The sequence below is a fragment of the Streptomyces sp. B21-105 genome (assembly GCF_036898465.1).
Taxonomy (GTDB): domain Bacteria; phylum Actinomycetota; class Actinomycetes; order Streptomycetales; family Streptomycetaceae; genus Streptomyces.
This window is the reverse complement of record NZ_JARUMJ010000002.1, coordinates 1-26,421: the sequence shown is the minus strand read 5'-3', so window position 1 is coordinate 26,421 and position 26,421 is coordinate 1. Positions and strand designations below refer to the sequence as shown.

The following is a 26,421-nucleotide window of genomic DNA, read 5'->3' as shown; positions in this document are numbered from 1 at the left end:
TAGCGGGATGACGGAGGTCAGGCCGGCGGCGGCCGCCTCGGCTTCCCTGTGGGAGCGCGACGCGGAGGTCGCCGCCATCGCACAGGCGGTGGAGACGCTCTGCGCCGACCGGTCCTCCACGGGTCACCTGCTGGTGCTCAGCGGCGAGGCCGGATTCGGCAAGACCGCCCTGCTGGCCGAGACACGTCGCATCGCCGAGGCCCGCGGCTGCGCGGTCTGGTCGGCCCGCGGCGGCGAGACACTGAGGTCCGTCCCCTTCAACATGGTGCGGCAACTGCTGCAGCCCGCGCTGATGTCCCTTCACCCGGAGGAGGCCCGCGAGTACCTCGGCGACTGGTTCGACATCGCCGGTCCCGCCCTCGGCATCGTCGAACCCGGCGAGGGCCACGCCGACCCGCAGGGCGTGTGCGACGGTCTCGTGGCCGCCGTCACCCGGCTCGCCCGGGGGGACTACCCGCTCGTCCTGCTCGTCGACGACGCGCACTGGGCCGACCAGGAGTCACTGCGCTGGCTGGCCGCCTTCGTGGAACGCCTCGACGAACTGCCGGTCCTCGTCGTCGTGGCCCGCAGGCCCGGCGAGGTGAGGGGCGACGCCGCCCGGCACCTCGACGCCGTCGGCGAGGCCGCGGGCCGCGCCGTCGCCAGCCTCAGCGCCCTGACCCCGGCCGCGGTCGCCGGCCTGACCCGGGCCACCCTCGGCGAACACGCCGAGGGCTCCTTCTGCCGCGAAGTGTGGGCGGTCACCGACGGCAACCCGTACGAGACCGTCGAACTCCTCGCCAAGGTGCGCGACCGCGAGTTGACGCCGAGCGAGTCCTCGGCCACCGAGCTGCGCGCCCTGAACCGGGCGGCCCGCGGCGGCGGACTCGTCGACCGACTGGAGAAACTCGGCGTCGACGCCACCAAGTTCGCGATGGCGGCCGCGATCCTCGGCGCCGACATCTCCGTCGCCCAGGCGGCCCGGCTCGCCGGCCTCGGCCGTGACGACGCGGCGCGCTGCGCCGAGCTGCTGCGCAACGCCCGTATCCTCACCGAGCCCGACCCCGCCGCCGCCCCGGCCGAGGACGGCGACCTGGAGTTCGTCCACCCGCTGATCGCCTCCGCCGTCTACGAGTCCATCCCCGGCGGCCTGCGCACCGCGATGCACGGCATCGCCGCCCAGGTCGTCGCCGACGCCGGGAAGGGCCTCGCGGCCGCCTCCCGCCATCTGCTCAAGGTGCACGCGGAGGGCGACGAGGAACTCGTCGAGCAACTGCGCGAGGCCGCCCGGGAACACCTCGCCGTCGGCGCCCCCGACGCGGCCCGCCGCTGCCTGGAACGGGCCCTGCGGGAACCGCCCGTGCCCGACGTCCACGCGCGCGTGCTGTACGAACTGGGCTGCGCCACCCTCCTCACCGCACCGGCCAGGACCATCGAGCACCTGCGCAAAGCCCTGTGTCTGCCCGGCCTCGACGGCGACGAGCGGGTCGACGCCGTCTACCGCCTCTCCCAGGCGCTGCTGCACAACGACCAGCTGGAGGAGGCCGTCCGCACGGTCGAGGCGGAGGCCGCCCGGCACGCACCCGGCCCCGCGCGGCTGCGGCTGCAGGCCGTCCAGTTCATGTGGGAGGGCGTGCACGCCGGTGACCCGACCTCCGCCCGCCGCTCCGAGAAGCTCGCCTCCCTCGCGGCGACCTGCACCGGCCGTGACAACTCCGAACGCGCCCTGCTCATCCTGCGCGGGTTCGACCTGATGACCCACGGCGAGAACGCCGAGGAGGTCGTCGAGTTCTGCGACCGCGCCCTCGTCAACGGCCGCCTCGCCCCCGGGCTCGGCTGGACCGACCAGGAGTGGGGCATCGAGCTGCTGATGATGCTGGCCAGCTCATACGCCTACACCGACCGGCTCGACCGCGCCGACGCTCTCTTCAACGAGGCTTTGCGCGCCTATGTGTCGGCCGGCTGGAGCGGCGGCCACCTCGCCCTGGCCCACGCCTACCTCGGCCTCGGGCTGCGCCGCAGGGGGCGTCTGAAGGAGGCGGAGGAATCCCTCAGGGAGTCCCTGCGCCTGGCCGAACGCGTCGGCCGCGGGCTGCCCCTGTACTGGTCGGCGATCTGCAACCTGGTCGACACCCTGCTGGCGCGCGGCCACGCCGACCGGGCCTGGGAAGTGGCCGAACAGTACGGCTTCGCCCCGCCCTACCCGTCGACGATCGTGCTGCCCGACCCCCGGTCGGTGCGCGGCCGGCTGCTGCTGGCCGTGGGCCGGGTCCAGGAGGGCGTCAACGAGCTGGAGGAGGCCGAAAAGGCGGCGGCGGCCCGCGGCCACCTCAACCCGGTGATGGGACCCTGGGCCGTCGACCTGGCCCGGGCCCTCGCCGTCGAGGATCCGGCACGGGCGAGCCGGCTCGCCGCCGAGGCCCGCCGTCAGGCCGAGCGCTTCGGCACCGACACCGCCATCGGCGAGGCCCTGCGCTGCGCCGCAGCCCTGGAGACGGGGCAGCGTGCCGTACGGCTCGCCCAGCAGGCCGTCACCTACCTGGAACTGTCGCCCTGCCAGTACGAACACGCGGCCGCGCGGGTCGAGTACGGCATTCTCTCCCGCTCGGTCGCCGAACTCGGCCGGGGCCTGACGCTGGCCCGCTCCTGCGGCGCGGACGGCCTGGTGGAGCAGGCGAAGCAAGCCCTGCGGGGCCTCGGCGCCGCACAGGTCGGCCTGGTCCCGGGCCAGACCAGGAGGTAGGGGCGGCGGGACCGGAGGCGGCGGCCGGTGCGGTGCGGTGCGGTGCGTGAGTTCGGACCGTTGCGGTGTGGTGCGGTGGGGTCCGGTGGGTTCGGACCGTCTCAGTGCAGTGAGTGCAGTGAGTGCAGTGAGTTCGGTTCGGTGCGGTTCGGGGGCATGCCCGCCGCACCGTCTCAACCGGTCGCGTCGTCCTCCTCCGCCAGTACCCGCTGCGCTGTGGCGAAGGCCGAGTTCGCGGCCGGTACGCCGCAGTAGACGGCCGTCTGGAGCAGCACGGCGCCGATCTCCTCGGGGCTGAGCCCGTTGCGGCGGGCCGCCCTGACGTGCATCGCCAGTTCGTCGTAGTGGCCGTGCGCCACCAGCGCGGTCAGGGTGATCAGGCTGCGCTCGCGGCGGCTGAGCGTCGGGTCGGTCCAGATCTCCCCCCACGCGTAGCGGGAGATGAAGTCCTGGTAACGGGCGGTAAGCGCGTTCTGCCGTGACTGGGCCCGGTCCACGTGGGCGTCCCCGAGCACCTCGCGCCGCACCTCCATGCCCCGCTTCGCCGGGCCGTCGAGGTGCGCCCGCAACACGGTCAGCACGGCCTCGGGGCACTGCGCGGGAGCGAGATGCGAAGCCCCCGCCAGTTCGACCAGCGTGGCGTCCGGCACCGCGTCGGCGATCTCCCGCAGATGCGCCGGCGGCGTCGCCGGGTCCCGGCGTCCGGCGATCAGCAGGGTCCGGACGGCGATCTCCGGCAGCCGTCCGCGCAGATCGAACGCGGCCAGCGCGTCACAGCACGCGGCGTACGCCGCCGGGTCCGCGGCGCGGTGGTCCGCGATCAGCTCCGGCACGGTGAACCCGGGCGTGAACCACCGGGCGTCCGCCGTCTCGACGAGCCCCGCCAGCCCCTCCGCGCGCACCAGCGCGGCCCGCTCCTCCCACGGTTTCGACCCGTTGAAGTGGGCGGACGAACAGATCATCGCCAGCGACGACACCCGCTGGGGGTGGTGCAGCGCCAGATGCAGGCCCACCGCCCCGCCCAAGGACACGCCCGCGTACGCGAACCGCTCCAGGCCGAGGGAGTCGGCGAGCGTCAGCACCAGGTCGGCGAGGTCTCCCACGGTGGCTCCGGGACCGATCAGGCCGGCGTCCGACCCTCCGTGCCCGGGCAGGTCCCAGCGGACCACCCGGTGGGTGGCGGACAGCTCGGGCGCGATCCTGCCCCACACGGCGTTCGAGGTGCCCAGGGAGGGGCCGAGCAGCAGCGGGGGACCGGAGGCCGGACCCTCGGCAAGGTGGTGGAGAAGCCTGTCGGTCAACGTCGCTCCAGCGCACGGTCGGTGAGGGCTCCGGCGGAGCCGGTGTAGCGGGCGGGGTCGGTGAGCTCGGTGAGGTCGGTCCCGGTCAAGTCCGGTTCGCCGGACAGGAGTCGGTCCAATGGCACGCCCTCGGCGTAGGCGCGCCGGGCGAGTTGCGTCAGCAGCTCCTTGGCGCGGGCACGGCCGAGCAGCGCCGACAGCTCGGCGGACAGCCGCTCGGAGACGATCAGCCCATGGGAGAGCCCGAGGTTCGAGCGCATCGCGTCCGCGTCCACCCGTAGCCCTTCGGTGAGTTCCGCCGCGTCCCGGGCGGCTCCGCCGACCAGCCGCAACAGGTCCCTGAGCGGCTCCCACTCGGCGTGCCAGGCCCCGGCGGGCCGCTCGTCCTGCGCGGCCAGCGACCCGTACAGCACGGCCGCGAGCTGCGGGGCGCGCCGGGCGGCCGCCGCGATCAGCGTCGAGCGCACCGGGTTCGCCTTGTGCGGCATGGCGGAGGATCCGCCCCCGCTGCCCTCCGCCAGCTCGCCGATCTCGGTACGGGCGAGCGTGAGGACGTCCTCCGCGATCTTGCCGAGGGCGCCCGCGGTGAACGCCAGGCAGCCGGCGAGGTCGGCGACGGGCGTGCGCAGGGTGTGCCACGGCAACAGGGGTGCCGCCAGGCCGAGTTCACGGGCGAAGACGGCGGGCAGCGCGGTCGCGTCCTCGGCGCCGTACGCCGTGAAGGCGGCCAGGGTCCCGGCGGCGCCGCCGAGTTGGGCGGGCAGTGAGTCCCGTACGGCCGTCACCCGGTCCCGGCCGTCCAGCACCAGCGAACGCCAGCCGGCCGCCTTCAGCCCGAACGTGGTCGGTACGGCGTGCTGGGTCAGTGTGCGCCCCGGCATCGCCGTGTCCCGGTGCGCCGCGGCGAGCGCGGCCAGTGCGCTCTGGGTGCGGTCGAGGTCTGCCAGGACGAGGTTGAGCGTGCGCACGGCGACCAGCATCGCCGCCGTGTCCATGATGTCCTGGCTGGTCGCACCCCGGTGGACGTACGGGCCGTACCGCTCGCCGACCGCCGCCGTCAGATCGGCGACCAGCGGGATCACCGGGTTTCCGCCGCCGCGGGCGCGCGCGGCGAGGGAGCGCGCGTCGAAGACGCGGGTCTGGACACCGTTCTGTACGCCGTGCTGTACGTCGCCCTGGACGCCGTCCTGGACGCCGTCCTGCGCGGCCGAGGTGACCGCCGCCCCGGCCCCCTCCGGGGCCAGGCCCAGCGACTCCTGGGAGCGGGTGAGCGCGGCCTCCGCGTCGAGCAGCGCCCGCAGCCAGGCCTGGTCGGAGGTGGCGGAGGCGGCGGGGGAGCCGGTCCACCCGGGGGCGAGCAGACCGGTCCCGTACGGGTCGTCGGATGGCGAGGATGTCAATGGAACTCCAGGAAGACCGTCTCGCCTTCGCCCTGAAGGCGGATGTCGAAACGGTAGGCGCCGAGCGGGCCGTCCGTGGCGATGAGTGTGCCGCGCCGCGCCGGGTCGACCCGGCGCAGCAGCGGGTCGGCGGCCAGCGCGGCCTCGTCGCCCGGCAGGTAGATCCGGGTGTAGAGGTGGAGGAGCAGACCGCGCGCGAACACGCAGACGCTGAGGTACGGGGCGCTCCGCCCGCGCGCGCCGGGCCGCAGCGTACGCGCCGACCAGTGGCCGTTCGCGTCCGTCTGGATCCGTCCCCAACCGGTGAACTCCACGCCGTTGCGGCCGAGGAATCCACCGCTCGACGGGTCGCGCCGCATCGAGCCGTCGACCTGCGGGACGTTGCCCTCGGGGTCCGCACCCCACAGCTCCAGAAACGCATCCGGCAACGGGTTGCCCTCACCGTCGTACACATAGCCCTGGAGCGCGATGGTGTCCGGGTGGCCTGCCGGGGCGATGTCGCCGCCGCCGGGGAACGGCAGTGCATGGCCGTAGAAGGGGCCGACGGTGTGCGACGGCGTGGGCAGCACGCTCTCCGGACGGCTTGTGTCGATCTTCGTCATGGCAGCTCAGCGTCCTTCTTCGATCCAGGTGGCGTGCGGCCCGTCGAGCACGATGTCCCAGTGGTAGCCCATGGAGAACTCGGGTACCGAGAGGCTGTGGTCGTAGGTCGCGACCAGTCGCTGCCGGGCCGCGTCGTCCGTGACCGACTGGATGATCGGGTCGTACGGGAACAGCGGGTCGCTCGGGAAGTACATCTGCGTCACGAGCCGCTGGGTGAACGCCGTGCCGAACAGCGAGAAGTGGATGTGGGCGGGCCGCCACGCGTTGATGTGCTGACGCCACGGGTAGGGGCCCGGCTGGATCGTGGTGAAGCGGTAGAAACCGTTGCCGTCCGTCAGTGTGCGGCCGACGCCCGTGAAGTTCGGGTCCAGCGGCGCGTCGTGCTGCTCACGCTGATGGGCGTACCGCCCCGCCGAGTTGGCCTGCCAGATCTCCACCAGCTGACCGCGGACCGGATGCCCGTCACGGTCCAGCAACCGGCCGGAAACCGTGATCCGTTCGCCGACCGGCTCGCCGGTGTGCTGCCGGGTGAGGTCGTTGTCGATCTCCGTGATGTCCCGCTCGCCGAACGCGGGGGAGAACAGCTCCACCAGCTCGGGGTCCTGCGTCACGTCGATGGTGACCGGCGGCTGCCGCGGATGGCGCAGGACGGACGAACGGTACGGCGCATAGTCGCGCCGCGGCTGGTGCTCCACGGGCGCGCCGGAGGCGAGCCGCTTCTCGTAGGCGGCGTGCTCGGCCGCGATCTCCAGGTCGATGTCGGCTTGCGTGAGAGTCATGACGTTTCCCGTGTTTCCTGACGTTCGAGGACGGGGGCGAAGCCCTGGCCCACTGCCGATGCGGAGGGTGGCGACCTCCACGCCGCAGCCTCGGCGGGCGAGATCCGGTCAATTAATCAGGGCACTGATTATTGTTTCGAGGTTTCCACACGCTGCCACCGGGTGGCGTTCCCCGTCAAGACCCCAGGCAGATAGGGTGAGCGAGGTCGATGGCGCACGGGATCCGGTCGGCGGACGAGGGTATCGTTCAGTGCACCGATGAATTTCTCGGGATGAAGGCAGACGCCGAACCCACGCAGAGGAGCGCACATGGCCGCGGTGGACCTCACCAGCCACCCCGGGCATCTCGCCCGACGGCTGCAACAGGCGCACTACCTGTTGTGGAACACGATGGTCTCCGAGGAGATCACCTCCCCGCAGTTCGCGGTGCTCAACGCGCTCGTCGCCGAGCCGGGCCTCGACCAGCGCACGGTGGGGGAGCGGGTCGGGCTCGACCGCTCCACCGTCGCCGAGGTGATCAGCAGGCTGATGCGCCGGGACCTCCTCGACAAGGTCCGCGACCCGCAGGACGGCCGCCGCTTCCTGCTGGGCCTCACCGAGGAAGGGGCACGCACCCACCGCAAGCTCACCGTGCGCACGGCCCGGATGAACCAGGTCTTCCTCTCGCCGCTCTCGGCCGCGGAACAGACGGTGTTCCTCGAACTCCTCCAGCGCGTGTCGGACGCCGCCGAGGGGCTGCGCAACCCGGGGGAGCCCCAGCCCGCCCCGTCCTGATCGGCCGGGATTTCCGTTTAGGCCGGGTTCTCCGTCCTGGCCGGCGGGTCGTTCCACCCTGCACCGGCCCCGCCGGCCGGTCACGGCGCTTGCGAGGCCGAGGCCGAGGACGACGAGGAGGATGTGGTCGAGGACGACGAGGTCGAGAGCGAGGACGCGTTCGCGAAGACCACCCATACCTGGCCGCGGGCGAAGCCGACCGGAGTGCCGTCCGCGGTGGTGAAGTCGGTGCCCTCCGTCGCCGTGTCACGCTTCCAGTTCACGTCGTAGGCACGTCCGTCCCGCAGCACCTGCGCTTTCCCCGACCCCACCGTCTCGGTGTACGGCGTGTTGTTGCCCAGGAAGTCATGGAAACGCGACGCGCGCACCTGCACGTACTGCACGACCACCGTGGCCGGCGCGAGGGGCTCCTGCCCGTCGCTCGTCCCGGTCGCCGCGCCGTCGGTCGAGACCAGCCAGCCCGCCCTGCTCGCGGACCAGGTGAACGTGAAGCGGGCCGCCGGGTAGCGCACGGTGCGAGAGGCCGTCGCCGTGCCGCCGTCCGAAGGGGCCGGCCCGTACCGGAACCCCGTGGTCAGCGCGGCGGCGCCCGGAGCGGAGGGCAGCAGGCCGCTCGGGCGCAGAAACAGGTTGTGCGGCGCCGCCCGGTCCGCGCCGCGGAAGTAGGCGCCGGACGCGTCGGAGGGCGTGACGGCGTCCAGCGGCGCCCTGTCGATCAGCGGCAGCAGCCTGCCCTGCGCCCCGGAGAACGCCAGCACCGGCTGGTGGAACTGGCGCAACAGCTCCAGATCGGACTCGCGGGCGCTGCGCACCGGACCGACCGCTTTCGGCAGACGCGTCGCGTATACGGCCATCAGCCGGCTCAGCCCGCCCTCGACCTGCTCCACGTACACGACGTCCGCGGCGTCGAGTCCGGTCTGCGGTCGTGCGGCCGGCGCGTTGTCGATCTTCACGGCGAGCACCGGGGCACCGACCGCGCTCGGACGGTCACCGCCGGGGCTCGCCTTCTGCGACGCGCTGCGGCCGTCGTCCCCCGAGGGTTCCCGGGACGTCGTGCAGCCCGCCGTGAGCGAGACCGCCAACACGGCGGCCAGCGCCGAGGCCAGCAGCGCCGCGGCGGCCGGGGAGCGTCCTGCCTTCACGGCGGTCGCTCCGGGCACGGCGGCCGCCCCGGGCACGGCGTCCGCCCCGGGCTCCGCCTTCACCGCGTCCGCCCCGGGCTCCGCCTTCACCGCGTCCGCCCCGGGCTCCGCCTTCACCGCGTCCGCCCCGGGCTCCGCCTTCACCGCGTCCGCCCCGCGCACCGCGTTCACCGTGCGCGCCGGACGTCTGCAGCGTTTCGGACGTCTGCAGCGTTTCTGATGTCTGGAGCGTGCCGGACGACTCGGATCTCTCGCACTCATCGTGTGCACCCCGTTCGGTGTCTCGATTGTGCGCTCGCCGGGCGACGGCGGCCATCCGTGACCGCGAGCGGGCCTCGCCGCGGTTCGGGGGCCGCGGCACGGGTACCCGGGCGGCAGCCAGGACCCGGGACCCCCGGACCCGCCGGGACGGACCGGCCGGCGGAGGGAGTGCGGCACGATGAAGGCTGTGACCTGGCAGGGCAAGCGGGACGTGCGGGTGGACACCGTCCCCGACCCGACCATCCAGGAACCGACGGACGCCGTCATCCGCATCACGTCCAGCGGGCTGTGCGGCTCCGACCTGCACCTGTACGAGGTGCTCACCCCGTCATGACCCCGGGCGACATCCTGGGCCACGAGCCCATGGGATCGTCGAGGAGGTCGGCGCGGCCGTGCCCGACCTGAAGGTCGGCGACCGGGTCGTGGTGCCCTTCCAGATCGCCTGCGGCAACTGCTGGATGTGTCTGAACTCCCTGCCCACCCAGTGCGAGACCACCCAGGTCACCGGCGAGGGCATGGGCGCCGCCCTGTTCGGCTACACCCGCCTGTACGGCGCGGTGCCGGGCGCCCAGGCCGAGTACCTGCGTGTGCCCCAGGCCCAGTTCGGCCCCATCAAGGTGCCCGAGGGCCCGCCCGACGACCGCTTCGTCTACCTCTCCGACGTCCTGCCCACCGCCTGGCAGGCGGTCGAGTACGCGGACGTGCCGGAGGGCGGCAGCGTCGCCGTGCTCGGGCTCGGGCCCATCGGCGACATGGCCTGCCGGGTGGCCCAGGTGCGTGGCGCGGGCCGGGTCTTCGGCGTCGACCTGGTCGGCGACCGGCTGCGCCGGGCCCGCGCGCGGGGCGTGGAGACGTTCGACCTGCGCAGCTTCGACAGCGAGAAGGAACTCGTCGCCGCCATCCGTGACGAGACCGACGGCCGAGGCCCGGACGCGGTGATCGACGCCGTCGGCACCGAGGCGCACGGCAGCGCGGCCGCCCGGATGGTCCAGAACGCCTCCGCCCTCCTGCCGCGGAAACTGAGCGGCCCGCTTGCGGAACGTTTCAGCGTCGACCGGCTCGCCGCACTGCACACTGCCATCGAACTGGTGCGCCGCGGCGGCACGCTGTCCCTGGTCGGCGTCTACGGCGGCATGGCGGATCCGCTGCCCATGCTCACCATGTTCGACAAGCAGTTGCAGATCCGCATGGGCCAGGCGAACGTGCGCCGCTGGACCGACCGAATCCTGCCCCATCTCACCGACGACGACCCGCTCGGCGTCGACGACTTCGCCACCCACCGGTTGCCGCTGGCGGACGCCCCGCATGCGTACGAGATGTTCCAGCGCAAGCAGGACGGCGCGGTGAAGGTCCTGATGACGCCGTAGACGGTAGGCCGGCGGCCGGGCGCGCGGGCGGCGCGGCCGGCTGGTGGGTCAGGTGCGCGGCGGCGTCCCGAGAATTTTCGCAAGGTCGTAGCGCACCGGTTCCTCCAGTTGCGCGTACGTGCAGCTCTCCGGGGTGCGGTCCGCGCGCCAGCGGCGGAAGCGCGCCGTGTGCCGGAACCGGGCCCCGTTCTCCATGTGGTCGTACGCCACCTCGACCACTCGCTCGGGTCGCAGCGGCACCCAGGACAGGTCCTTCTTGCCCGACCAGCGGCTCGGCGCCCCGGGCAGCCGGGCGCTCTCGTGGGCCGTCTCGTCCGACCAGGCCGCCCACGGATGCCCGCCGCCTCCGGCATCCGCAGCGGCTCCAGCTCCTCGACCAGTTCCGCCCGGCGCTTCATGGTGAAGGCCGCACAGACCCCCACGTGCTGGAGGACGCCCGCGTCGTCGTACAGGCCCAGCAGCAGCGAGCCCACCACGGGCCCGCTCTTGTGGAAGCGGTATCCGGCGACCACGACGTCCGCGGTGCGCTCGTGCTTGACCTTGAACATCACGCGCTCGTTCTGCACATAGCGCAGTTGCGGCGGCTTGGCGATCACCCCGTCGAGTCCCGCGCCCTCGTACTCCTCGAACCACCGCCGGGCCACCTCGACGTCGGTCGTCGCCGGCGCCACGTGCACCGGCGCCGTCACTTCGGCCAGCGCCCCGGTCAGCAGTTCCCGCCGGTCGACCTGCGGCACGTCGAGGACCGCCTCGTCGGCCAGCGCCAGCAGGTCGAAGGCGACGAAGGACGCCGGCGTCCGCTCGGCGAGCGTGCGCACCCGGGAGTCCGCCGGGTGGATGCGCTCCGTCAGCGCGTCGAAGTCGAGGTGTCCCTCCCGGACGATCACGATCTCGCCGTCCAGCACGCACCGCTCGGGAACGCGTTCCCGCAACGCTTCCACCAGCTCGGGGAAATACCTGGTCAGGGGTTTCCCGGTGCGGCTGCCCAGTTCGATCTCGTCCCCGTCCCGGAAGACGATCGCGCGGAAACCGTCCCACTTCGCCTCGTACTGCATGCCCGGCGGGATCGCCGCCACCGACTTGGCGAGCATCGGCTTCACGGGAGGCATCACGGGCAGATCCATGGTGCGATTCTGCGCGCCGATCGACCCGGCCGCCCGGCGGACGGGCCCGCCGCCGGCACACTCGGGCCACCCGGGGTGCGCGTATGCGAGTCACCCGGGGTGCGCACACGCGAGCCGGCGGGGGGTGCGCGTACGCGAGTCACCCGGGGTGTGCGCGCATGCGAGGCGCCAGGGGTGTGTCTACCGTGGCTCGCATGGGCGATGCGGTGGAACTGGAAGCAGCCGGCCGGACGGTACGCCTGTCCAGCCCGGACAAGGTGTTCTTCCCGGAACGCGGCTTCACCAAGCTCGACCTCGCCCGCTACTACCAGGCGGTCGCCCCGGGCATCCTGCGTGCCCTGCGTGACCGCCCCACCACCCTGGAGCGCTACCCCGACGGAGTGACCGGGGAGTCCTTCTTCCAGAAGCGGGCGCCCAAGAACATGCCCGACTGGATCCCGACCGCGCACATCACCTTCCCCAGCGGACGCAGCGCCGACGAGATGTGCCCGACGGAGGAGGCGGCCGTCCTGTGGGCCGCCCAGTACGGCACCCTCACCTTCCACCCGTGGCCGGTGCGCCGCACCGACGTGGACAGCCCCGACGAACTGCGCATCGACCTCGACCCGCAGCCCGGCACCGACTACGACGACGCCGTCCGCGCCGCCCACGAACTGCGGGCCGTGCTGGACGAGTTCGGGGGTCTGCGCGGCTGGCCCAAGACCTCCGGCGGGCGCGGTCTGCACGTCTTCGTGCCGATCGAGCCGCGCTGGACCTTCACCCAGGTCCGGCGCGCCGCCATCGCCGTGGGCCGGGAGATGGAGCGGCGGATGCCGGACCAGGTGACGATCCGCTGGTGGAAGGAGGAACGCGGCGAACGCATCTTCGTCGACTACAACCAGACCGCCCGCGACCGCACCATCGCCTCCGCCTACTCCGTGCGCCCGCGCCCGCACGCTCCCGTCTCGGCGCCGCTGCGCTGGGAGGAGGTGGGCGAGGCGCACCCCCGCGACTTCGACATCGCGAGCATGCCCGCCCGCTACGCCGAACTCGGCGACGTCCACGCCGACATGGACGACCACGCCTTCTCCCTCGACGCCCTCCTCGACCTGGCCCGGCGCGACGAGCACGACCACGGTCTCGGCGACCTGCCGTATCCGCCGGAGTACCCGAAGATGCCGGGCGAACCGAAGCGGGTGCAGCCCAGCAGGGCGAAGAAGGGAGTGCCCGAAGCGGGAGGGCCCCCGTCGGACACGACCGCCCCCTGACCGGGACGCCTCCGTGCAGAGGCCACCTCCGGCGTGCTGCGGTACCGCCGGGCGACGCGGCGCGGTACCACCGGTGCGCCGAGCGCGGCGAGAGCGGCGGAGATCGACGAGCGAGGCGAGAGCGTCCCGGAGAGAGCGCTCTCATGCGCCCCCGGCCGGTTCGTGGTCCGGGGCTATCCTGATCCGCAGCCGGCCAGGAGGAGCCCCGAAGTGACCGAGACAGCGTCCCGTCCCACGCTGGAGGCCGTGGCCGAGCGGGCCGGGGTCTCCCGGGCGACCGTGTCGAGAGTCGTCAACGGCGGGGACGGCGTCCGCGAACCGCTCGTCGAACGGGTGCGGCAGGCCGTGGAGGAGCTCGGCTACGTGCCCAACCAGGCCGCGCGCAGCCTCGTGACGAAACGACACGACGCCGTGGCCGTCGTCATCGCCGAGCCGGAGACCAGGGTCTTCGCCGACCCCTTCTTCGCGCTCCAGCTCCGAGGCATCAGCAAGGAGCTGACCGCCCACGACAACCAGCTCGTGCTGCTGCTCACCGAGGGCCGCGACGACCACGCGCGCGTGGCCCGCTACCTCGCCGGCGGCCATGTCGACGGGGCTCTCGTCTTCTCCCTGCACCTCGACGACCCGCTGCCGGGCCTGATCCAGGGCGCGGGGGTCCCCACCGTGTTCGGCGGGCGGCCCGGCTGGAGCGACGGCACCCGTGACGTCGTCTACGTGGACAGCGACAACCGCGGCGGCGCCCGCGACGCCGTACGCCTGCTGGCCGGTCTCGGCCGCACCCGCATCGCGCACATCACCGGCCCGCTCGACCAGACCTCCGCGGCGGACCGGCTCGACGGATACCGGGAGGTCATGGGCGACGCCGACCCCGGTCTGGTCGTCGAGAGCGACTTCACCCCCGGCGGCGGCGAACGCGCCATGCGCGCACTCCTCGAACGCCGCCCCGACGTCGACGCCGTGTTCGCCGCCAACGACCTCACCGCCGCGGGCGCCCTGCGCGTGCTGCGGGAGCGGGGCAGGCGCGTGCCCGAGGACGTGGCCGTGGTCGGCTTCGACGACATGCTGACCGTCGCCGAGCAGACCGACCCGCCGCTGACGACCGTCCGCCAGGACATCGAGGAGATGGGCCGGATCATGGCCCGCCTCCTGCTGCGCCGCCTGGAGAGGCGCACCGCCGACGCGGTTCCGGGCGGTGCGGACGGCCCCGATGCCCCGGTGGTGCTGCCGACCACCCTGGTGCGCCGCGCGTCGGCGTAGGTCAGCACGCGGCGGCGACGGCCCGACACCCGCGCGCCGGGCGGGGCCGAGCCGGGCAGGGCACCGGGAGGCTGAGGCCGGGCCGCCGGTCACCTCTCCTGCGGGACGCTCCTGATCACCGCGAAGCGTGCCCCGTACGGGTCGGCGAGTTTGGCGATGCGGCCGACGGCCTCCACGTCGGTGGCGGGCATCCGCACGCTGCCGCCCCGGCCCGTGGCCTCCGCGACGACCGCGTCCACGTCGGTGACCTCGAAGTACGGCAGCCAGTACGGATCCGACCCGGCCTCGGAGGGATCGTCGGCCAGCGGGACGATCCCGCCGAACATCGCCTCCTCCCCGCCGTCGGCCGGGTTGACGCAGGTGTACGTGCCGCCGGGGAAGGGCGCGGCCGAGGTCTCCAGGCCCAGCGCGGAGTGGTAGAAGGCCGCCGCCGCGGCGATGTCCGGGGTGTACAGCTCGACCCAGCACAGCGAGCCGGGTTCGTCCGCCACGTCCACACCCTTGGTCAGGGCCGGCTCCCAGAGGCCGAACGTGACGCCCGCCTGGTCGGCGAGGACCGCCATCGTGCCCTGGCCCAGTACGTCCATCGGAGGGAGGAGCACTCTGCCGTGAGCCTGCTCGGCGGTCTTGGCGGTGGCCGACGCGTCGGTCGTCCGGAAGTAGACCGTCCAGGACGGCGGCCCCTGTTCGGGGGTGGTCTGCATGCCGCCCGCCACGGTTCTGCCGTCCAGCTGGAAGAAGCCGTAGCCGCCGGCGTCGGGTCCGCCGACCGGAACCGCCAACCGAAGAGCGCCTCGTAGAAGGAGGTCGCGCCGTCGATGTCGGGCGTGCCGACGTCGACCCAGTTCGGCGCGCCGTCGACGAAACGGGTGGTGAGCATCATCGCCCTCCTCGAAGGAGTCCCGTCCTGTGCACTGCCGAGTCTGGCACCGCCCACTGACAATCGCTGCCCGAGCACCGACCGCCCCGGCAGGCGCAGGACCGGCGAGGCGACGTCAGGCGACGTCAGGCGACGTCAGGGGACGTCAGGGGGACGGCAGGGCGGTCACGGGGCTCGTCGCGCCGCGCGTATACCCGGCGTTGATCGAACGTTTTGCGCCGCCGGGCACTGTTCTGGCCATGTACACCGACACGATTCCCACGCCCGACCTCTCCTGGCAGCGGGAGGCGCTGTGCGCGCAGACGGGGGCGGACTTCTTCTTCCCCGAACCCGGCAGTTCGGTGCGCGAGGCCAAGCGCATCTGCGGCATGTGCGAGATGCGTCCCGCCTGCCTGGAGTACGCCCTGGCCCACGACGAGCGCTTCGGCGTCTGGGGCGGCCTCTCCGAGAAGGAGCGACTGCAGATCAGGCGCACGGCCGACTGACCCGTGCCGGGGCTACGGCCGACTGACCGTGCCGAGGCGACGGAGCGCCCTGGGGCCGTCCCCGTCCCCGTCGCCGTCGCCGTCCCCGAATTCGAACGACCGCGTCGCGGGGGTGCGGTTAAGATCCGGGGGCGTGTTCGGGCGTGGCGCAAAGGCAGGCACACCGCCCTGCACAGGCGATCACGCCGGTTCGCATCCGGCCGCCCGAACGCGTGCGCGGTCCCCTTGGAGCAGAGCCGACTCGACACCCCTCAGGGCGGTGACGTCGGCCCCATCCGGTCGGGGCCACGGTACGGAGCACAGGGGCGGGGCCGGGGGCAGAGGCGGATGCGCGAGAAGGACACGGGGGCGGCAAAGACCTCGCAGGTCAGCGAGACGGAGCTGGCCGCCTTCCACGAGGTCGTGGGCAAGTTGCGGGCCCTGCCCGTCGACGATCCCGTACGGCTGCACGCCGAGCGGGTGGCCACGTCGTTCGCGCGCGACGGATGGCGGCGCAGGCGTCGCACCCGGGGCGCCGAGGCGACGGCCGCCGACGCGGCGACGACGGCCGCCACCGCCACCGGCGCACTGGACCGGCGCGAGGACGCGCCCCTCGTGAACGGCGGCGGAGGCGGCGTCTACCACCGGTCGCGGCCCTGCTACGTCTGTAAGTCGCGCTACCGGCAGGCCGACGGGTTCTACCACCGCCTCTGTCCCGTCTGCGCCGCCGACAACGCCGCCCGCCGCGCTCTGAGCACCGATCTGACGGGGCGCCGGGTGCTGCTGACCGGCGGCAGGGTCAAGATCGGTTTCCAGTTGGCGCTGATGATGCTGCGGGACGGCGCGGAGGTCGTCGTCACCTCCCGGTTCCCGCACGACGCCGTCCGCCGTTTCCGGGCCGAGCCGGGCAGCGAGCGGTGGCTGCACCGGCTCACGGTCCTCGCCGTCGACCTGCGCGACCCCCGCCAGGTGCTGGGTCTGTGCGACGAACTGCGCGAGGAGGGCAAGCCGTTCGACATCCTCGTCAACAACGCGGCGCAGACCGTGCGGCGCCCGCCCGAGTCGTACGCCCTGCTGGCCGCCGGGGAGCGGGACGCGCTGCCCGACGGCGCCCGACGGGCGCCCGGTTTCACACCGATGGGGATGCTGGAAGGGCTCGGCGGCACGGTGCCGGCGCTCCCGGCCGTGCTGCGCGAGGCCGACGAGGCCGGACTGCTCCCCGACCCCTCCCCGGAGAACTCCTGGTCGGCCCGGCTCGGCGCGCTCGACCCGGCCGAGGTCCTGGAGACCCAGCTGGTCAACGCGCTCGCCCCCGCACTGCTGTGCGACCGGCTGCTGCCGCTGCTGCTGGCGTCCCCGCATCCACGCCGGTACGTGATCAACGTGACCGCGGTCGAGGGCCGGTTCGCGGTGCGCAACAAGATGCCCGGGCATCCGCACACCAACATGGCCAAGGCCGCCCTGAACATGCTCACCCGCACCAGCGCAGCCGCGCTCGCCGAACAGGGCGTGCACATGTGCGCCGTCGACACCGGCTGGATCACGGACGAGAACCCGGCGCCGAAGAAGGCCCGGATGGCGAGCGCGGGATTCCGTACCCCGCTGGACGTCGTGGACGGCGCCGCACGCGTGTACGACCCGATCGTGCGCGGCGAGGCAGGGGACCCGGTATCGGGCGTGTTCCTCAAGGACTACCAGGAGGCGGACTGGTGAGCGGGGTCCGCAAGGACCACCGGGACTGACCGGTGAGCGGACGAACGGCCCGCACCCGTGAAGTCCTTCCCGGGTGCGGGCCGTTCGTCGTTCGTCAGCCCGCGGCGCGGGCCGCCATGCGGGCCTTGCGCGCGGCCAGCTTCTCGTCGAACTTCAGGGCCTCGGCGTCCAGGCCGCCCATGTACAGGCCGAGCTCCTCCTGCGCCTGCCGCCCCTCGGGGCCGAGGCCGTCGATCTCCATGACCTTCAGGAAGCGCAGCACGGGCTGGATGACGTCGTCGTGGTGGATGCGCAGGTTGTAGATCTCGCCGATCGCCATCTGCGCGGCCGCCCGCTCGAAGCCGGGCATGCCGTGGCCGGGCATGCGGAAGTTCACGATGACGTCGCGCACGGCCTGCATGGTGAGGTCGGGGGCGAGCTCGAAGGCGGCCTTCAGCAGGTTGCGGTAGAAGACCATGTGCAGGTTCTCGTCGGTCGCGATGCGCGCCAGCATGCGGTCGCAGACCGGGTCGCCGGACTGGTGGCCGGTGTTGCGGTGCGAGACACGGGTCGCCAGCTCCTGGAAGGACACGTACGCGACCGAGTGCAGCATCGAGTGCCGGTTGTCCGACTCGAAGCCCTCGCCCATGTGGGCCATCCGGAACTGTTCCAGCTTGTCCGGGTCCACCGCGCGTGAGGCGAGGAGGTAGTCGCGCATCACGATGCCGTGCCGGCCTTCCTCGGCGGTCCAGCGGTGCACCCAGGTGCCCCAGGCGCCGTCCCGGCCGAAGAGCGAGGCGATCTCGTGGTGGTAGCTGGGCAGGTTGTCCTCGGTGAGGAGATTCACGACCAGCGCGATCCGGCCGATCTCGGTGACCTTGGACTGCTCCTTGCCCCAGGCCTCGCCGTCCTCGAAGAAGCCGGGGAAGTTGCGGGCGTCGCTCCACGGCACGTACTCGTGGGGCATCCAGTCCTTGGTGACCTTCAGGTGCCGGTTGAGTTCCGCCTCGACCACTTCCTCCAGCGCGAACAGCAGCTTGGCGTCGGTCCAGACGGCCGGATTGCCGAGGTGAGGGGAGGTGATCGTCACGAGAGACTCCAGGGGACGTGAAGCGGAGCGGAACCGTCCGGCGAGCGGGGCCGGAACTTACGGGATCGTAGGCTACGAACCCGTAGGTTACGAAGCCTCAGACTAAGCGGGGCGTAAACATCGCTGATCAGCCGGGTTCCCCGGGCCATTCGGGGCATGCCGAAGACCCTCCGGGGAATCGCAGGTCCCGAGGCTGAAAGGGTGAATGGTTCACCCGGTCAGGCGTACAGCTCCCGCAGTCGCACCGAGAGGCAGGTCACACATCCCTCGAGCTTCTCGAACTCGCCGATGTCGACGAGGACGGGCTCGTGCCCGAGGTCGGCGAGCAGGTCCGCCGTCTTCGGGGCGCTCGCCGCCATGAGCAGGTGGGGACCGCCGAGGAGCACCACGTGCGCGCCGGCCTCCTCGGGCACGGACAGGAAGCGCGGGAACAGCGACGGCCGGTCCACCTGCGGGATGTGGCCGATCACCGTGCCGTCGGGCAGGGCGGTGACCGCCGACTTCAGGTGCAGCACCTTGCTCACCGGCACCGCCACCACCGTCGCCCCGAGCGGTTCGAAAGCGGCCCGCAGCTGCTGGACGCCGGCCGCGTTGGTCCGCCCGCCCCGGCCGACGTAGATCGTGTTCCCGACCTTGAGCACGTCGCCGCCGTCCAGCGTGCCGGGCTCCCAGATCCAGTTCACCGAGCAGCCGAGGCGGGCCACGGCCTCCTCGACGCCGACGGTCTCGCCACGCCGGGACTCGGCGCCGGAGCGCGCGATCAGGGCGACGTTGCGGTACATCACCACCGTGTCCTCGACGAAGACGGAGTCCGGGCAGTCGTCGGCCGGATCGACCTCGACGGTCTCCCAGCCGTGCGTCCGCAGGGCGTCGGCGTACGCCTCCCACTGCTCCAGGGCGAGCTCCACGTCGACCTTCTCCCGCTCGAGGTGCGTCACCAGGCCTTCGGCGAGGAGCGGGCTGGGGCGGCGGATGAGGGCCTTCTTGCTGGGCACGTCCAGGTCTCCGAATCGGGTGGCCGACCGGCGCCTCGGGCGCGGCGCCGGTCAGCCATCATGCAGCGCGGGACCACCAGGACAAAACCCCTCAGTAACACTGTGGCCCTCCCGAGACCCGCGCGGTCGAGGCGGGACCCGATGCGAAGGACTGGCGAAGGGCCCGGCCCGCAGGACCTGACGGCGACCCGCACGCGCCAGGGCCCGACGCGCAGGACCCGACGCACGGCCCGATGCGGAGGACCCGACGCGAAGGGCCCGATGCAGGTAGCCAACGCGAAGCCCCCGACGCAGTGCCCTACTCCGCGTCCGCCACCTCCTCCGCCGTCGTCTCCCTCAGCGTGCCGTCCATCAGCAGCCAGCGCGTGATGCCGATCGACTCCAGGAACGGCAGGTCGTGGCCGGCCACGATGACCGCCCCCTCGTACGACTCGAGCGCCGTCGTCAGCTGACGCACGCTCGCCATGTCGAGGTTGTTGGTCGGCTCGTCGAGCAGCAGCAGCTGCGGCGCCGGCTCGGCCAGCATCAGGGCCGCAAGGGCCGCCCGGAAGCGCTCCCCGCCCGACAGGGTCGCCGCCTTCTGGTCGGCGCGGGCGCCCCGGAACAGGAAGCGGGCGAGCCGGGCCCGGATCCGGTTGTTGGTCGCTCCGGGCGCGAAGCGGGCCACGTTCTCGGCGACGGTGAGGTCGCCGTCGAGGACGTCGAGGCGCTGCGGCAGGAAACGCAGCGGCACGTGCGCGTGCACCTCGCCCGCCTCCGGCGCCAGCTCCCCGGCGATCGTGCGCAGCAGCGTCGTCTTCCCGGACCCGTTGCGCCCCACCAGCGCCACCCGCTCGGGACCGCGCAGATCGAAACCGCCCTCCACGCGCGCGCCGTAAGCGAGCCGAAGGTCCATGAGGGTGAGGACCTCGCGCCCCGGCGGTACGGCCGTGTACGGCAGGTCGACGCGGATCTCGTCGTCGTCGCGTACGGCCTCCACGGCGTCGTCGAGCCGGTCCCTGGCCTCGGCGAGCTTCTCCTCGTGCATGATCCGGTGCTTGCCCGCCGACTCCTGCGCCGCGCGTTTGCGCGCCCCCATGACGATCTTCGGCTCGCGCTTGCTGTCCCACATCTTCTGCCCGTACCGCTTCCGGCGGGCGAGCTTGACCTGGGCGTCCGCCAGTTCGCGCTTCTGCTTGCGCAGGTCGGCCTCGGCGACGCGCACCATGCGCTCGGCGGCCTCCTGCTCGGTGGCCAGGGCCTCCTCGTAGGCGGTGAAGTTGCCGCCGTACCAGGTGATCTCGCCGGCGCGCAGGTCGGCGATCTGGTCGACGAGGTCCAGCAGCTCCCGGTCGTGGCTGACGACGACCAGCACGCCGGGCCAGGACGCGACGGCCGCGTACAGCCGTCGCCGGGCGTACAGGTCGAGGTTGTTGGTCGGCTCGTCCAGCAGCAGGACGTCCGGCCGGCGCAGCAGCAGGGCGGCCAGCCGCAGCAGGACCGACTCGCCGCCGGAGACCTCGCCGGTCGTGCGGTCGAGGTCGACGTGGCCGAGCCCGAGCTCGCCGAGGGTGGCCAGGGCGCGCTCCTCGACGTCCCAGTCGTCGCCGACGGTCTCGAAGTGCTCCTCGGCCGCGTCGCCCGCCTCGATGGCGTGCAGGGCGGCCCGCCGGTCGGCGATGCCGAGCGCCTGGTCGATGCGCAGGGCCGTGTCCAGGGTGACGTTCTGCGGGAGGTAGCCGACCTCGCCCGCGACGCGCACGGCGCCGTCGGCGGGTGTCAGTTCCCCGGCGATCAGCTTCAGCAGGGTGGACTTGCCGGAGCCGTTGACGCCGACGAGCCCGGTGCGGCCGCTGCCGAACGCGACGTCGAGGCCGTCGAAGACGGGGGTGCCGTCGGGCCAGGAGAAGGCGAGGGAGGTACAGGCGATGGACTGATGCAAAGTGGGCCTCGTGGGTGCGTGTGCGGTCAGGGACGACACGTGTCGAGACACCGGAGGGCGGCGACCACCGCGGTGAGCGGGGGCGCGGAGAGAGCACGGAAAGCCCTGCTCCGCCGGGACGGCTCGAGGCCGAGGTCGCACACGGCGCACACACCGACAAGGGGTGTGGCGCGGGTGTCTCGGGACCTCAGACGAGCAACGTCCTACTCCGATCGGCGGCAACAGAAGCGCTTCACACCGTAGGAGGGCAGGGGAGGGCCGTCAAAGGGATTTACGCGGGCCAGCAGGCGCCCGGGTCAGCAGGCGTCCCGCATAAGCTCCGCCAGGTCGTGGTCCAGGTCGAGCTGACGGTGCTCCGTCCCGGTCGGCACGAGCTCGCTCGCCGCCCGCAGGAAACGGCGGATGTCGGCCGAGTGGACGTGCACGACGGCGGTCCCCTCGGGCGCGTGGAACTCCAGCACGGTGCGGTCGTACCCGTAGGGGCGCACCCGGACGTCGCCATGGCCCTCGGCGTCGTGCAGGCCCGCGGCGAGCAGCTCGCGCGAGAACGTCCAGCAGACCTCGACGCCCTCCAGGGTGGCCGGAGCCGGGAACGTCATCCGGACGGCGAACGGGTCCAGGCGGTCGTAGTGCAAGGTGGCGGGGATGTTGGGCATCCGGGGCGCGGCGGCGACCAGACGGGCCTCTACGAGCTGTTCGATGACGGTGGACAACGCCTTGCTCCCTTGTGACGGCGGGACGAAACTCCGGGCGGGTGGGACCGGACACTGGAAGAGACGCCGGAACCGGCCGATCCGTGCACACCACTTCCGAGTGACCTCGGTCACCGCGTTTCATGCACGGGAGTGACTCAGCTCTCCTGCCGTGCCCCGTAAGGCGGTTGGGGCGGACGACGCCTTCTGGACGCCGGCGGGAGCCTGGACTAGCTTCGCCCGCCATGAGGCGCTTGGGGAAGACGCGACGCACGTTACGGACAAAACACAACCGCAACCGCCACCGCACCCGCAATCGCGGCCGCGTGGTGGCGGCGGCCTGCGGGGCGGTGCTCGCCGCGCTCACCGCGCTGCCGGCGCACGCCCATCCGGCACGGCCGGCGGCGCCGCACTGGGAGCTCAAGGACACCGGCGTCACCGCGCGCCTGCGCGGTCTCGCGGCGGTCGACCGGGACACCGCCTGGGTGGCCGGCACGCAGGGCGTCGTCCTGCGCACCGCCGACGGCGGCGAGACCTGGCGGGACGTCTCCCCGCCGGGCGCGGCGGGCCTGCAGTTCCGTGATGTGGAGGCGTTCGACGCGCGCCGCGCCGTGGTGCTCGCCATCGGCGAGGGCGACGCCTCACGCGTGTACCGCACCGAGGACGGCGGGACGACCTGGACCGAGTCCTTCCGCAACACCGACCCCCGCGCGTTCTACGACTGCATGACCTTCTTCGACCGCCGCCACGGACTCGCCGTGAGCGATCCCGTCGACGGAAGGTTCCGCATCCTGTCGACCGGCGACGGCGGCCGCACCTGGAAGGTGCTGCCCGACGCGGGGATGCCGCCCGCCCAGGAGGGCGAGGCGGGGTTCGCCGCGAGCGGCCAGTGCCTGGTCGCGGCCGGGTCCCGGGACGTCTGGCTGGCGACCGGCGGGGCCGCACGCGCGCGGGTGCTGCATTCCTCCGACCGCGGGATGACCTGGCGGGCCGCCGACGTCCCCGTCCCCGCCGCGGATCCCGCGCGCGGCGTCTTCGCCCTCGCCTTCCGCGACCGCGCGCACGGCCTCGCCGTGGGCGGCGACTACCGCCCCGACCAGCCCTCCCCGCAGGCCGCCGCCACGACCACGGACGGCGGCCGCACCTGGCGGCCCGCGGCAGGCCCGCCGCCCGCCTACCGCTCCGGCGTCGCCTGGCTGCCGCACAGCCGCACCGCCGCCCTCGCGGTCGGCCCCGCCGGCGCCGACCTGACCACCGACGCGGGCCGCACCTGGCGCACCCTCGACACCGGCTCGTACGACACCGTGGACTGCACGCCCGACTTCGGCTGCTGGGCCGCGGGCGAACAGGGGCGCGTGGCACGCCTGGAGAGCTGAGCCCCTCTCCGGGTACACGGAAGTTCCTCTCCGGGTACGCGAAAGTCTTTTCCGCGTACGTGGAAGCCCTTTTCCGGGTACCCGGTGGAGACGAACGCGGAAGGAGTGAGCGTCCATGCCACGCGGTTCCAGCCCCAAGCGGGAGCGCCAGTACGAGCACATCAAGGAGAGCGCGCAGGACCGGGGAGAGAGCGCCGGCCGCGCGAAGGAGATCGCCGCGCGGACGGTCAACAAGGAGCGCGCCCGGTCCGGCGAGTCGAAGACCGCGAGCCGCACCTCCACCCAGGACATGTCGTCCGGCAAGCGGGGCGGTCAGCGGTCCGGCAAGGGTTCTCAGGGACCCACCTACGACCAGCTGTACGAGGAGGCCAGGCGGCGGGGCGTCAAGGGCCGTTCGGACATGAACAAGAGCCAGTTGCAGCGCGCACTCGGCGACTGACGCCGGCGCCGGCCGCGAAGGAAACATGATCGCGGGCCCGCCCGCGGGAGCAGTACGCTCGTCCTCACCATGACGACCGTCAGCATCCCCGCGGGCTGGCCCGCGACCGAGGAAGAGGCCCGCGCCGTCCAGGACGAGCTGCGGGCGCGGGTGCTGCTCGAGCCGGGGCCGCCCGTGGGCGCCGGACACGTGACAGGGGTCGACGTCGCCTACGACGACGCGCGCGACGTCGTCGCGGCGGCCGCCGTCGTGCTGGACGCGGCGAGCCTGGAGGTCGTCGCCGAGGCCACCGCCGTCGGCCGGATCTCCTTCCCCTACGTGCCCGGACTGCTCGCGTTCCGCGAGATCCCCACCGTGCTCGCCGCCCTGGAGGCCCTGCCGCACGGGCCGGGCCTGGTGGTGTGCGACGGCTACGGCCTGGCCCACCCGCGCCGCTTCGGCCTCGCCAGCCACCTCGGGGTGCTCACCGGCCTGCCCACCATCGGCGTCGCCAAGAACCCGTTCGCCGTCGCCTACGCCGATCCGGACGCCCCGCGCGGATCGGCGTCCCCGCTGCTGTCGGGCGACGAGGAGGTGGGGCGCGCGCTGCGCACCCGGGCGGGCGTGAAGCCGGTGTTCGTCTCCGTCGGCCACCGCGTCACCCTGGACGACGCCTGCGCCCACACCCTCGCCCTCACCCCCAGGTTCCGGCTCCCGGAGACCACCCGCCGCGCCGACTCGCTGTGCCGGCGAGCCCTTCAGGAGGCCACCGTCCGCAGCTGACCACGTCGTCCGAGTACGCCGTCCGAGCGTTGCCTGGGTACGCGGTCTGAGTACACCCTCTGAGTACCCGTACGGATGTACGCCCGGCGTCGCGTCGGCAAGCTGGGCAGCATGACCACCACGCATCGTGCTCCGAAGCCCCTCGCCGCCCCGGGACGCCCGGTCGAGCGCGCCGTCAACGTCGCGCTGATCCTCGCCGTCCTGGCCGGCCTCGGCTGGATCGTCGGGATGATCTACACGCTCGTGCAGTGGCCGTTCTGAGGGCGGCAGTCGACCGCCAGGACGCGGGCGCACCGGTCAGCGGCGCGCCGCGACGCGGAAGCGGACGCCCGCGCGGGTCAGCCGCCCGGTCAGCGCGTCGCCCATCGCCACCGCCGTGGTGAGCTGCCCCGCCGCCGGCGGGAGGTCGTCGCAGGCCAGCGCCATCGCCGCCTCGGCGAACATCTTCGCCGTCTCGTCGTAGCCGGGGTCGCCGCCCGCGACCTCGGTGTACACCCGCCGTCCGCCGCCCTCGCCGACGAACCGGACGGAGAACCAGCTCCGCGCCCGCTTCTGCGCGCTCGGCCCCTCACCGGGCCCCAGCCGGTCCGACAGCCAGCGCCGGGCGGGCGGCATCTGGGCCGCCGCGGCGAGCGTCCCGACCGCGGCGACGCCGCCCACGGCGACGGGCAGCCGCCGGACGGCCGCGTAGTGCCGGTAGCGGAAGTCCGGGCCGTAGCGCTGCAGCGCCCGGGCCGACCGGAGCACGATCTGCGGGTCGATGGTCGGCAGCGGCAGCGCCCAGGCGCCGACCTCTCCCGCGAACCGGGGCGCGCCCACCGGTGCGACGGCCCGGCGGCCCATGAGCCGCGGCTCGTGCCGTCCCCGTTCCCGTGCGGCGGCCAGCATCTGGCGGCCCACGGGCGAACTGGCCGAGCGCGGAGGCGAAAGGTGCCGCCCGAGAAGGAGGGCGTCGGCCGGCACTGAAGCCGTCCACGGTCACGGCACGCCTTCGGGGAGCTGCCCGGAACGGTGAAGTACACGCCGAGGTCGTGACGTGGGAGGGACGGAGTCGAAAGCCGCACGCGTGGATCAGCCGTGCCCCCGTCTCCCGCGCGCCGTGCGTCGGGCCGGTCGTACATCAGGTCGACCGAACTCCCGGCTCGCCGGTGAGGTCGAGGTAGTCGGCGGCCGGTGGTCGCGCGCAGGCGGGCCACCAGGTCCTACGCCCGTAGCGCACATAGGGGCCCACCGTCGTGGCCACCACGCGCGCGTGCTCCGCGAGCGCGCGCAGGGACGCCGGGTCCGCGACGTCGGCGCGCAGCACCCCGACGTCCACGCCGAGCCGTTCGCGCAGCCGCTCCAGCTTGCGCTCGTCACGCCCGGCGATCGCCCAGCGCAGCCCGGCGGGCGCATGGGCGGCGAGGTACTCCGCGGTGAGCGTTCCCACGAAGCCCGTCGCCCGAAGAGCACGATGTCGTACGGACGGTCGGTCATTTTCAGCCTGCTCATGACATCCCTTCGCGGTGCAGCCCGTGCCGCTGTCGGTGGCTGAGGCTAGCGTGAGGGGTGCGGAGGCCGACGACGAGCCCGGAGGCAGCAGGTGACCGTGGACCGCGACGCCCTGAGGAAGTGGGAGAAAGTGCGCGCGTTCGCACTCGGACTGCCGGGTGCGGCGGAGGAGTTCCCGTGGGGCGGGAGCGTGGCCAAGGTGAACAAGAAGGTGTTCGTCTTCCTCGGCGTCGACGACGGCAGTCACCCGCTCGGCGTCACCGTCAAGCTCACGGACGAGACCGCGCACGGCCACGCGCTGGCCGCCCCCGGCGCCGAGCCCGCCGGATACGGCCTCGGCAGGTCGGGCTGGGTGCGCCTCCCGCTGGGGGAGAAGGGCGCGCCCGAGGCCGAGCTGCTCTGCGACTGGGTGGAGGAGAGCTACCGCACGATCGCTCCCCGGCGGCTCATAGCGGAGCTGGAAAGGCGCTGAGCGTCGGTCGACGCGCCGCGAACCGGCCGCGACCTGACCTAAGCGCTTGCTCGTCCGGCTCTTGTGTCCGCGGGGACACGTTCATAGCATCACTGGTGTTACATCAGTTCTGTCACAGCAAGGGGGCCGGATGACGACGGGACGGACGACCGGGCACGGCCCGCTGGCCG

At 73.1% G+C, this 26,421-nt stretch carries 20 protein-coding genes, 1 tRNA gene and 4 pseudogenes; 13 read left to right on the top strand and 12 right to left on the bottom strand.

What is annotated here, in order from left to right; genetic code table 11:
* Positions 1-7 precede the first annotated feature (7 nt).
* Positions 8-2,722 carry an ATP-binding protein gene (locus QA802_RS41195; protein WP_334531837.1) on the top strand — a complete coding sequence of 905 codons (2,715 nt, stop codon included), beginning with the start codon at positions 8-10 and terminating at the stop codon, positions 2,720-2,722.
* A 173-nt stretch (positions 2,723-2,895) separates the two neighbouring features.
* On the opposite strand, the gene pcaDC is transcribed toward QA802_RS41195, so the two are convergent.
* From pcaDC to pcaH, 4 genes are read right to left on the bottom strand one after another with little or no spacing between them, the layout of a single operon-like run.
* Entirely contained in the window at positions 2,896-4,023 is a 1,128-nt protein-coding gene (pcaDC, locus tag QA802_RS41190; protein WP_334531840.1) for a bifunctional 3-oxoadipate enol-lactonase/4-carboxymuconolactone decarboxylase PcaDC, read from the bottom strand.
* Positions 4,020-5,423, bottom strand: coding sequence for a 3-carboxy-cis,cis-muconate cycloisomerase (pcaB, locus tag QA802_RS41185; RefSeq protein ID WP_334531843.1), 1,404 nt, complete (start codon positions 5,421-5,423; stop codon positions 4,020-4,022). The genes pcaDC and pcaB overlap by 4 nt, the downstream gene beginning before the upstream one ends.
* The gene (gene pcaG / locus QA802_RS41180) at positions 5,420-6,025 is read right to left on the bottom strand and encodes a protocatechuate 3,4-dioxygenase subunit alpha (RefSeq protein WP_334531846.1); all 606 of its coding nucleotides are present in this window, start codon (positions 6,023-6,025) and stop codon (positions 5,420-5,422) included. The genes pcaB and pcaG overlap by 4 nt, the downstream gene beginning before the upstream one ends.
* Before the next feature lie 6 nt (positions 6,026-6,031).
* Positions 6,032-6,805, bottom strand: a complete 774-nt coding sequence (pcaH, locus tag QA802_RS41175; RefSeq protein WP_334531849.1) for a protocatechuate 3,4-dioxygenase subunit beta — start codon at positions 6,803-6,805, stop codon at positions 6,032-6,034.
* Positions 6,806-7,114: 309 nt separating this feature from the next.
* Here pcaH and QA802_RS41170 point away from each other — a divergent pair, with 309 nt between their 5' ends.
* On the top strand, positions 7,115-7,579 hold the full coding sequence (locus QA802_RS41170; RefSeq protein ID WP_334531852.1) for a MarR family winged helix-turn-helix transcriptional regulator: 465 nt from the start codon (positions 7,115-7,117) through the stop codon (positions 7,577-7,579).
* Between the two features lie 80 nt (positions 7,580-7,659).
* Here the strand turns inward: QA802_RS41170 and QA802_RS41165 are convergent, their stop codons facing one another.
* Positions 7,660-8,721, bottom strand: a complete 1,062-nt coding sequence (locus tag QA802_RS41165; protein WP_334535097.1) for a DUF3048 domain-containing protein — start codon at positions 8,719-8,721, stop codon at positions 7,660-7,662.
* Positions 8,722-9,160: 439 nt separating this feature from the next.
* Between QA802_RS41165 and QA802_RS41160 the strand changes: the two are divergent.
* Positions 9,161-10,349: pseudogene (locus QA802_RS41160) on the top strand (zinc-dependent alcohol dehydrogenase).
* Between the two features lie 317 nt (positions 10,350-10,666).
* Here QA802_RS41160 and QA802_RS41155 read toward each other — a convergent pair.
* Positions 10,667-11,440, bottom strand: a pseudogene (locus QA802_RS41155) (ATP-dependent DNA ligase); the annotation flags it as partial.
* A 227-nt stretch (positions 11,441-11,667) separates the two neighbouring features.
* Here QA802_RS41155 and ligD point away from each other — a divergent pair.
* Both ligD and QA802_RS41145 read left to right on the top strand, forming a co-directional pair.
* Positions 11,668-12,720, top strand: coding sequence for a non-homologous end-joining DNA ligase (gene ligD / locus QA802_RS41150; RefSeq protein WP_334531860.1), 1,053 nt, complete (start codon positions 11,668-11,670; stop codon positions 12,718-12,720).
* Between the two features lie 210 nt (positions 12,721-12,930).
* Complete coding sequence (locus QA802_RS41145) at positions 12,931-13,977, top strand: LacI family DNA-binding transcriptional regulator (protein ID WP_334531863.1); 1,047 nt, start codon at positions 12,931-12,933, stop codon at positions 13,975-13,977.
* Positions 13,978-14,066: 89 nt separating this feature from the next.
* Here the strand turns inward: QA802_RS41145 and QA802_RS41140 are convergent.
* Positions 14,067-14,857 (bottom strand): annotated as a pseudogene (locus tag QA802_RS41140) (VOC family protein).
* A gap of 239 nt (positions 14,858-15,096) precedes the next feature.
* Here QA802_RS41140 and QA802_RS41135 point away from each other — a divergent pair.
* The 3 genes from QA802_RS41135 to QA802_RS41125 all read left to right on the top strand — a co-directional run bounded on the left by QA802_RS41135 (position 15,097) and on the right by QA802_RS41125 (position 17,034).
* On the top strand, positions 15,097-15,342 hold the full coding sequence (locus QA802_RS41135) for a WhiB family transcriptional regulator (protein ID WP_319171666.1): 246 nt from the start codon (positions 15,097-15,099) through the stop codon (positions 15,340-15,342).
* Between the two features lie 137 nt (positions 15,343-15,479).
* Positions 15,480-15,551 (top strand) — tRNA-Cys (locus QA802_RS41130).
* Between the two features lie 118 nt (positions 15,552-15,669).
* A complete protein-coding gene (locus QA802_RS41125) occupies positions 15,670-17,034 on the top strand; it encodes an SDR family oxidoreductase (protein WP_334531867.1) in 1,365 nt (454 codons plus the stop codon).
* A gap of 94 nt (positions 17,035-17,128) precedes the next feature.
* On the opposite strand, the gene QA802_RS41120 is transcribed toward QA802_RS41125, so the two are convergent.
* The 4 genes from QA802_RS41120 to ssgD form a co-directional block, all read right to left on the bottom strand.
* Positions 17,129-18,103, bottom strand: coding sequence for an acyl-ACP desaturase (locus QA802_RS41120; protein ID WP_334531870.1), 975 nt, complete (start codon positions 18,101-18,103; stop codon positions 17,129-17,131).
* A 218-nt stretch (positions 18,104-18,321) separates the two neighbouring features.
* Positions 18,322-19,098: a dimethylargininase gene (gene ddaH / locus QA802_RS41115; RefSeq protein WP_334531873.1), complete on the bottom strand. Its 777-nt coding sequence runs from the start codon at positions 19,096-19,098 to the stop codon at positions 18,322-18,324.
* A 298-nt stretch (positions 19,099-19,396) separates the two neighbouring features.
* On the bottom strand, positions 19,397-21,019 hold the full coding sequence (locus tag QA802_RS41110) for an ABC-F family ATP-binding cassette domain-containing protein (RefSeq protein WP_334531876.1): 1,623 nt from the start codon (positions 21,017-21,019) through the stop codon (positions 19,397-19,399).
* A gap of 296 nt (positions 21,020-21,315) precedes the next feature.
* Entirely contained in the window at positions 21,316-21,732 is a 417-nt protein-coding gene (gene ssgD / locus QA802_RS41105) for a spore wall synthesis regulator SsgD (protein WP_319171671.1), read from the bottom strand.
* A gap of 305 nt (positions 21,733-22,037) precedes the next feature.
* Between ssgD and QA802_RS41100 the strand changes: the two genes are divergently transcribed.
* The 4 genes from QA802_RS41100 (at position 22,038) to mmpA (ending at position 24,549) form a co-directional block, all read left to right on the top strand.
* Positions 22,038-23,087 (top strand): WD40/YVTN/BNR-like repeat-containing protein, encoded by a 1,050-nt coding sequence (locus QA802_RS41100; RefSeq protein WP_334535101.1) that lies wholly within the window; start codon positions 22,038-22,040, stop codon positions 23,085-23,087.
* Positions 23,088-23,202: 115 nt separating this feature from the next.
* Complete coding sequence (locus QA802_RS41095) at positions 23,203-23,526, top strand: plasmid stabilization protein (RefSeq protein ID WP_319171672.1); 324 nt, start codon at positions 23,203-23,205, stop codon at positions 23,524-23,526.
* A 69-nt stretch (positions 23,527-23,595) separates the two neighbouring features.
* Complete coding sequence (locus QA802_RS41090) at positions 23,596-24,288, top strand: endonuclease V (RefSeq protein ID WP_334531880.1); 693 nt, start codon at positions 23,596-23,598, stop codon at positions 24,286-24,288.
* A gap of 111 nt (positions 24,289-24,399) precedes the next feature.
* Complete coding sequence (gene mmpA / locus QA802_RS41085) at positions 24,400-24,549, top strand: morphogenic membrane protein MmpA (RefSeq protein ID WP_334531883.1); 150 nt, start codon at positions 24,400-24,402, stop codon at positions 24,547-24,549.
* A gap of 36 nt (positions 24,550-24,585) precedes the next feature.
* On the opposite strand, the pseudogene QA802_RS41880 reads toward mmpA, so the two are convergent.
* Positions 24,586-25,779, bottom strand: a pseudogene (locus tag QA802_RS41880) (saccharopine dehydrogenase family protein).
* 91 nt (positions 25,780-25,870) lie between these two features.
* On the opposite strand from QA802_RS41880, the gene QA802_RS41070 reads away from it, so the two are divergent.
* Positions 25,871-26,251: an MmcQ/YjbR family DNA-binding protein gene (locus QA802_RS41070; RefSeq protein ID WP_334531889.1), complete on the top strand. Its 381-nt coding sequence runs from the start codon at positions 25,871-25,873 to the stop codon at positions 26,249-26,251.
* Positions 26,252-26,421 lie beyond the last annotated feature (170 nt).